8 protein-coding genes are annotated in these 7,517 nt (G+C 65.0%); 3 read left to right on the top strand and 5 right to left on the bottom strand.

What is annotated here, in order from left to right; all coding sequences use genetic code 11:
* Together AC1DU6_RS14480 and AC1DU6_RS14475 are read left to right on the top strand one after the other, a co-directional pair.
* Positions 1-1,139, top strand: a 1,139-nt coding sequence (locus tag AC1DU6_RS14480; protein ID WP_477857901.1) for a hypothetical protein, incomplete at its 5' end; no start/stop codon positions are given.
* On the top strand, positions 1,084-2,532 hold the full coding sequence (locus AC1DU6_RS14475) for a hypothetical protein (RefSeq protein WP_477857899.1): 1,449 nt from the start codon (positions 1,084-1,086) through the stop codon (positions 2,530-2,532). The genes AC1DU6_RS14480 and AC1DU6_RS14475, both read left to right, overlap by 56 nt.
* 31 nt (positions 2,533-2,563) lie before the next feature.
* On the opposite strand, the gene ureC is transcribed toward AC1DU6_RS14475, so the two are convergent.
* Genes ureC through AC1DU6_RS14455 form a run of 4 tightly spaced genes read right to left on the bottom strand, consistent with a single transcriptional unit; the run spans position 2,564 to position 5,063 of the window.
* The gene (gene ureC, locus AC1DU6_RS14470) at positions 2,564-4,282 is read right to left on the bottom strand and encodes an urease subunit alpha (RefSeq protein WP_457355939.1); all 1,719 of its coding nucleotides are present in this window, start codon (positions 4,280-4,282) and stop codon (positions 2,564-2,566) included.
* Complete coding sequence (locus AC1DU6_RS14465; protein WP_477857897.1) at positions 4,279-4,584, bottom strand: urease subunit beta; 306 nt, start codon at positions 4,582-4,584, stop codon at positions 4,279-4,281. The genes ureC and AC1DU6_RS14465 overlap by 4 nt, the downstream gene beginning before the upstream one ends.
* A complete protein-coding gene (locus AC1DU6_RS14460) occupies positions 4,584-4,751 on the bottom strand; it encodes a hypothetical protein (protein WP_200955252.1) in 168 nt (55 codons plus the stop codon). Before AC1DU6_RS14460 ends, AC1DU6_RS14465 begins: the two co-directional genes overlap by 1 nt.
* A gap of 9 nt (positions 4,752-4,760) precedes the next feature.
* Positions 4,761-5,063, bottom strand: a complete 303-nt coding sequence (locus tag AC1DU6_RS14455; RefSeq protein ID WP_056195107.1) for an urease subunit gamma — start codon at positions 5,061-5,063, stop codon at positions 4,761-4,763.
* 223 nt (positions 5,064-5,286) lie between these two features.
* On the opposite strand from AC1DU6_RS14455, the gene AC1DU6_RS14450 reads away from it, so the two are divergent.
* Entirely contained in the window at positions 5,287-6,786 is a 1,500-nt protein-coding gene (locus AC1DU6_RS14450) for a peroxidase family protein (protein ID WP_477857895.1), read from the top strand.
* Here AC1DU6_RS14450 and AC1DU6_RS14445 read toward each other — a convergent pair.
* On the bottom strand, positions 6,770-7,357 hold the full coding sequence (locus tag AC1DU6_RS14445; protein WP_477857893.1) for a nitroreductase family protein: 588 nt from the start codon (positions 7,355-7,357) through the stop codon (positions 6,770-6,772). The two genes, AC1DU6_RS14450 and AC1DU6_RS14445, sit on opposite strands and share 17 nt — an antisense overlap.
* Positions 7,358-7,517 lie beyond the last annotated feature (160 nt).

Below are 7,517 nucleotides of genomic sequence, written 5' to 3'. Positions count from 1 at the left end.
GTGCAACGATGTTGGACGTGCTGGAAGCCGATAACTTCAGATCTGCTCTGTACTACCTCAAGGAGGCCTTTGCGTCCTCAGCCGCTAAAGCCGCCGAGGGTGACCGCGCGGCTACGGCGTCTTACGTCGACTGCTTGTCGAAGATCGATGAAAGCCGAGATGGGTTGGCCTCTACCCTCCTCAGGGAAGCGAACCACCTGATCTCGTCGCCAGAAGGGCTCAACCTGGTTTTGCCGGAGCTGTACACAGCATTGGTAGGCGCCTCGAACCTGCAGCGTGCAGCCGCCGCGGAGGCGCTCGAACACGCTGGCAATAGGCGCATAGAAGATCTGCCAGAACTTGTCCTCGAGGCGTTTGTCTTGCTGTTGAGAGATCCCTATGTGATCGTTCACAAGGCTGCGGTTAGAGCTCTGAACAACATTCCCCTCCCGCCCAGACTGGAAGGTTCCGCGAATCTGGCTCTTTTCCAGCTCATCCAGGTCTATAGCACTGAGAAGGATGGAAGGGATTTTCTTACCCGATGCATGGAGCTGTATCTCCATCGATTTGCCACCGAACAGCAGCTTGGCAGGGGTCTGGCCGCATGGTTTATCAAGCTACTCAAGGACATCCCAGTCAGGTCCAACGTTCGAGACTTCAACTCGATGGCTCGCTACCTCAAAGACGACCCGAGCTACGTCGACCTGATCATCAGCGTCTTAGACGACACGGCCGTCAGTCAATATCGCGAAGAGGATGTCACCAGGCTGGCGTACCACATCCCCAATACCGAGGTGCTCAAGCGCGCGGGCGACCTTGCCCAGGTGGCCATCCGCAGACGCGACCGAATTCCCGTTGTGGGAGCGATCGTCGAAATCCTGACCCGTGCAGGGGCCTGGGATCAGGCTGTCGAGGCCATGGAAGCGTCTTGGGCTCAGTTGCAAGACACGGTTCAGATGCGACCACGAAAGTGGTCTCTCAGGAAGCAAGTCGTCGCCGTGCAGTTCGAAGCTGCCGTCGCCAGCGGTAACGTGGCGCTGCAGATCGCCTTAAAGGCCCAATGGGAGAGCCTTGACGAGGCTCTCCGGGAAGACAAAGAGCTCTATGCGCAAAGACGCAATCCTCTCCAGAGTTTTCTTCGCACGCATACAAGCCGTTGACTCGCTTCGCAGGCTGAGCACCGGGGAAGTCGTCGATGGGGACACGCTCCGTCAGATCAGTGCAGACCTCGACAGCGCATCGCTCCAGTATGGCCGCGCAGGGACCGCGACCGTCTACGGGGCGTTCGCGGGGCTTCTTCGGCTGGCGTCGACTCTTGCGGACTGGCGGCAAGGCGTGCTTGCTGCCGCTGAAGGCGCCGACCGGCTGTTGCGAAGCGCGGTCGAGCGGTACCGGCTCTGGTGCAAGGAGTTCGCTGAGAAGACGGAGGTTGCAGAGTTGCTAGAGGCGTCCGCCTCACTTCCCTCAATTGTGTCGTTGGCGGACTTCGAAGCCCTCTGCGGYAGCCTCGCGCGCGTTGCACTACCCGTCGGGGTGTTCGCCAGCGAATCCCTCAGGCTGCCGATCGCCGCAAGTCATGAAGAAACGCGCCCGCAGCCGACGGAGCTTTCTGTGGCGTTTCTGAAGTTCCAGCTAGGTGGGCAGCCGGCATCAGATATCCATCACCTAATGCCTCACGAGATGCACGACATGGAGATCGAAGTCCGCGTCTCACGGTGGCCGGACAACGCAACACACCTGAGGTTGACACCTGTGTCGGCAGAGCCGCGCAGTAGTTACGAGCTATCCGAGTTCACCTTCGCCAAGCCGGCCGGAAAGCCGCCTTACACGCTGGTGCAGAAAGGACGCGCCATCCTGCAGATCGCCCAGGGACTCAAGGCCAGGCCGTTCGAGTTCAAGTACGCCGCAGCTTTCGAGCCTGCCAGCGTCGAGCAGCCTGTGGCCATCGTTGGGCATCGCACGCTCCTGGTCGAGGGCATCGACGTGAGAGCAAACCCCATCACGGGCTTCTCGCCGATCGACGAAAAGATCCTGGTGATCCGGGACGAGCTGCGGCGACAAGGACGAGCGAACGCTCAAGAACTCTCCGACGTTCTGGAGATTCTTGCGGTGCTGGGCAACGTGGCCGGTCGCGCGATCCAGGATGCGGAGTTCCAGGGGATCTGGCTTGAGGCGCCATTCCAGGAGTACGTGCGCAAGGAACTGCGGCGTTCACCGCGCATTGGATCTGACCTGGAAGAACACCCGGCTGCGGCCGGAGGCTTTTCGGACCTGAGCCTTCACGGGATCGTCATCGAGCTCAAAGCGGTCAAGGATCGCCGCCCACAGATCGAGGACTGTCAGGGCTACGTCGAACAGACCGCCAGCTACGCCGTCGCGAAAGGGAAGCGGGTGGCGCTGCTCTGCGTGCTGGACTGCAGCCCCAAAACGACAGCACCGTTGGCCGCGGCCGATGGAATCGGTCTCCTCAAATCAGCCGCCCCCGCGGAAGTCACCGTGATTACCCTCGTTGTGCAGGGGAACATCACCAAACCAAGCCAGCTATCTCGCTGAAAACGGAGTGCAGCCGCGTCGCAGGTACGGATCAAAACAAGAAATACCTCTGCGCCATCGGCAACTCCTTCGCCGGCTCGCAGGTCAGCAGCACGCCGTCCGCCCTCACCTCGTAGGTCTGCGCGTCGATCTCCATCACGGGCAGGTAGTTGTTGAGCAGCATGTCGGCCTTCTTGACCGAGCGGCAGCCCTTCACCGGCACCAGCGTCTTGGCCAGGCCCAGCTTCTCGACGTTGCCCTGCCCGGCCTGGCTTACGAAGGTCAGCGAGCCCTGCTGAAGCGCCGCGCCGAACGAGCCGAACATCGGCCGGTAGTGCACCGGCTGCGGCGTGGGGATGGAGGCGTTGGCGTCGCCCATCGCGGCGGCGGCGATGAAGCCGCCTTTCAGGATCAGCGACGGCTTCACGCCGAAGAAGGCGGGCTTCCACAGCACGAGGTCGGCCCATTTGCCCACCTCGATAGAACCCACCTCGTGGCTGATGCCGTGGGCAAGCGCGGGGTTGATGGCGAGCTTGGCGAGGTAGCGCTTCACGCGGGCGTTGTCGTTGCCGGCACCGTCTCCAGGCAACGCACCGCGCTGCACCTTCATCTTGTGCGCGGTCTGCCAGCAGCGCAGGCTCACCTCGCCCACGCGGCCCATGGCCTGCGAGTCGGACGAGAACATGCTGATGGCGCCGAGGTCATGCAGGATGTCTTCGGCGGCGATGGTCTCGCGGCGGATGCGGCTTTCGGCAAAGGCCAGGTCCTCTGCAATGCCCGCGTCCAGGTGATGGCAGACCATCAGCATGTCGAGGTGCTCGTCCAGCGTGTTGACGGTGAACGGGCGCGTTGGGTTGGTGGAGCTGGGCAGCACGTTGGCTTCGCCCACCACGCGCATGATGTCCGGCGCATGACCGCCGCCCGCGCCTTCGGTGTGGAAGCTGTGGATGGTGCGGCCCTTGAAGGCGGCAATCGTGTCCTCGACAAAGCCGCTCTCGTTGAGCGTGTCGGTGTGGATGGCGACCTGGGTGTCGGTCAGCTCGGCCACGTTCAGGCAGTTGTCGATSGCGGCGGGCGTGGTGCCCCAGTCCTCGTGCAGCTTCAGGCCGATGGCGCCGGCGTCGATCTGCTGCATCAGCGCCTCGGGGCGGCTGGCATTGCCCTTTCCCATGAAGCCGAGGTTCATCGGGAACGCTTCGGCCGCCTTCAGCATCGTGGCGATGTGATGCGGCCCGGGCGTGCAGGTGGTGGCCAGCGTGCCGGTGGCGGGGCCGGTGCCGCCGCCGATCATGGTGGTCACGCCGCTCATCAGCGCCTCTTCGATCTGCTGCGGACAGATGAAGTGGATGTGGGTGTCGATGGCACCGGGCGTGACGATGAAGCCCTCGCCGGCGATGATTTCGGTACCGGGGCCGATGACGATGTCCACGCCGGGTTGCACGTCGGGGTTGCCAGCCTTGCCGATGGCCGCGATACGGCAGCCGCGCAGGCCGATGTCGGCCTTGACGATGCCCCAGTGGTCGAGGATGACGACGTTGGTGATGACGGTGTCGACCGCGTCACCCGGGCCCGGGCCGTTGACGCGCTGGGACTGGCCCATGCCGTCGCGCACGGTCTTGCCGCCGCCGAACTTGACCTCTTCACCGTAGCCACCGGCACGCAACGTCAGGTCCTGCTCGATCTCGATGATGAGGGCGGTGTCGGCCAGGCGCAGCTTGTCGCCGACGGTGGGGCCGAGCATCTCGGCGTAAGCCCTGCGGGAAATCTTCATAGCTTGCCCTGCACGAGGCCACGGAAGCCGTAGACCGTCCGGTCACCGGCCAGGTCGACCAGCTCGACGGTGCGCGACTGCCCGGGCTCGAAACGCACGGCCGTGCCGCTGCAGATGTTCAGGCGCATGCCGCGTGCGGCCTCGCGGTCGAAGCCTAGCGCCGCGTTGGTTTCGGCGAAGTGGTAGTGGGAGCCAACCTGGATGGGCCGCTCGCCAGTGTTGGCAACMTTCAGCGTCAGCGTGCGGCGGCCCGGGTTGAGTTCGTGTTCGCCGTCGGCGGTGATCAGTTCGCCCGGCACCATCACTTGCGGCCCTTGGCGAACCACCAGATCGCGAAGCCGGCCGCGGCGACGAGGGCCGTCATGCCGACGCCATCCCAACCGTGCAGGTGGACACCCGGTGCGCCGTGACCGTCGTGGGCCAGGGCGGTAGCGCCGATCAACGGCAGCAGCAAAATCATTTTGCGCATGGGAAGGGCTCAGGCAATGGGTTGATGAACGGTCACGAGCTTGGTGCCGTCGGGAAAGGTGGCCTCGACCTGGATCTCCGGGATCATCTCGGCGATGCCGTCCATGACGTCGGCCCGGGTCAGGATCTCGCGGCCCTCGCTCATCAGCTGCGCGACCGTCTTGCCGTCACGCGCGCCTTCGAGGATGGCGGCGCTGATGAAGGCGACGGCCTCGGGATAGTTGAGTTTCAAGCCGCGCGCGCGGCGGCGCTCGGCGAGCAGTGCTGCAGTGAAGAGCAGCAGCTTGTCTTTCTCTCGGGGAGTGAGTTCCATCTCGCTTTGCTCGATATTTTTCAGTCAGTCCGAGCGACCGCAAAGGCCGGTCGAACACGTGGAGTTAGTTCCATCTCGCTGCGCTCGATATTTGATGTCGACCCATCGTAGCGAACACCTAGCTTGAAGCGTGCCAGAGGCAGCACTTCCCTAAGTCTGGGGATTCGGGGGCCGGAACCGAGGCTCAGGATGCTTGTCTGCACGCATTTTTTTGGAGACCGCCATGCCCATCCCGCTCAAAGGCCACGGCCTGCTCGGTACACGAGAACAGAAGTTCGTCCGCTTGCTGCCCGAGAACCCCAGGCCCTTCAGCGACGCCAGCCTCGACGCGCTGGCCGCGCTGATGGTCGTGCCGGACGACGAGCTCAACGACGGCGCCGACGCCGAGGAGAACCTGAAGGTGCCGGCCGGCTACACCTATTTCGGCCAGTTCATCGACCATGACCTGACGCTGGACGTCACCTCGTCCTTCTCACGACCCACGGACGCCGCGTCCAACCTGCGCAACCCGGCCTTGGACCTGGACTGCGTCTACGGCGCCGGCCCACAGGACCAGCCCTACATGTACGCCGCCGACGGCGCCACGCTGCTGATCGACCCCACTGGCCTGGATCTGATGCGTCAGCCGGCGAATGGCCGCGCCATCATTGGCGACAAGCGCAACGACGAGAACTCCATCGTCTGCCAGATCCAGCTGGCCATGATCAAGTTCCACAACGCCGTCGTCGCCAAGCTCGCTGCCAGTGGCGACACCAGCAACCTGTTCGAGCGCGCCCGCGCCGAGGTCACCTGGACCTACCAGCGCGTCGTGCTGGAGGACTACCTGCTGCGCATCGTCAACACCCACACCTACGACTTTTTCACCCAGCGCCGCGCGGCCCTCGGCGACGCCGCCTACGACCTCTACGTGCCGACGCTGCGCACCCAGCTGCCCAAGGAATTCGTCGGCGCGGCCTACCGCTACGGCCACTCCATGGTCAGGCGGGGCTACCGGCTCAACAGTGCCACCAAGAAGCTCATCTTCGACGGCGGCGATCTCACCGACGACAGCCTGATCGGCTTCCAGCCGCTGCCCGCGGCGCATGTCATCGACGACTGGGGCCGTTTCTTCTCGCCGAGCTTCGGCATCCCCGTCAAGAACGGCCCGGAGCCGGTGGAGAACAACCCTGCCGTGCGGCTGCAATGGGCCTACAAGATCGACCCTTCGCTGGTGGACCCGCTGGCCAAGCTGCCGCCCAGCGTGGGCGGCGGTGCGTCGCTGGCGGCACTCAACCTCAAGCGCGGCAACCTGCCCAGCTATGCCATCGCCACCGRCCAGGCCTTTGCGGCCAAGCTGCGCGAGAAGCCGCTGACCCCGGACGAACTGATGGTGCGTGCCGAAGGCACCGACGGCTTCACGTTCAAGAGCATCGAAAGTGCCGACAAGCGCTTCCTGACCGAGACGCCGCTGTGGTTCTACATCCTGGCCGAGGCGCAGGCGCCGGTGTTGAGCTACTGGCGCGAGGCCGGCAAGCGGGACCTGAACGACGACGACTTCGTCACCGGCCCCTGCTCGGTCTCCCAGCTCGGCCCGGTGGGCGGGCGCATCCTGATGGAGGTGTTCAACGGCGTCGTCGATGCCGACCCGCGCTCCTTCCGCAATGCCGCGCCGGCGGGCTGGGTGCCGATGATCGGCAACGAGATCAGCTTCTGGAACGTGCTGAAGTTCACCGGCCTGGTTTGAGCGGCGGCGCCCAGTCCAGCAGCACCTGATCCGCGGCCGGCTTGCGCGCCGGCCCGGTGGGGCGGCGTGCGGGCGTGCCCAGGGCGATCCAGCCGACCAGCGTCTCGCCCGGCTCGCAGAAGGCCGCGGCGATGGCCGGGTTGCGCACCTTGGCGCCGCTGAGCATCTTGCCGCCGAAGCCCAGCGCGTGCGCCGCCGTCAGGAAGTTGGCGATGGCGCCGCCCACGGCCGCCCATTGCTCGTGGGCCGGCACCTGCGGGTGGCCCAGGTCGATGCGGGCGACGACGGCGACCGTCATCGGCGGCTTCAACGCACGCTCGGCATCCAGGGCCGCACCCTCCTCGTCCTTGCCGGCCGCACGGGCCGCGTCGGCAAACAGGGCGGCCATGCCTTGTTTTGCGGCGCCGCGCACCAGCTTGAACCGATAGGGCACCAACTCGGCGTGGTCGGGTGCGCGCAGCGCAGCCTGGGCCATCAGTGCGAGCTGCTCGTCGCTGGGGCCGGGCTCGACAAGATGCTTGGGGCCGACCGAATAGCGGGTCAGCAAGGCTTGCAGGGGTTCAGGATTCATCGCGTGAGGCTTTTGCGGGCGACCCAGGACAGCGCGTCCACGAGGCCGACCAGCGCGATCATGCCGGCCAGCACCGTGCACGTCTCGGCCATCTGGAACAGGCCCAGGTGGTAGCTCAGCATCTGGCCCAGGCCGCCAGCGCCGACGACGCCCATCACGC

Source organism: Roseateles sp. P5_B10 (assembly GCF_056400485.1).
Note: the sequence above shows the minus strand (reverse complement) of the source record. Positions and strands in the feature narration are given on the sequence as shown.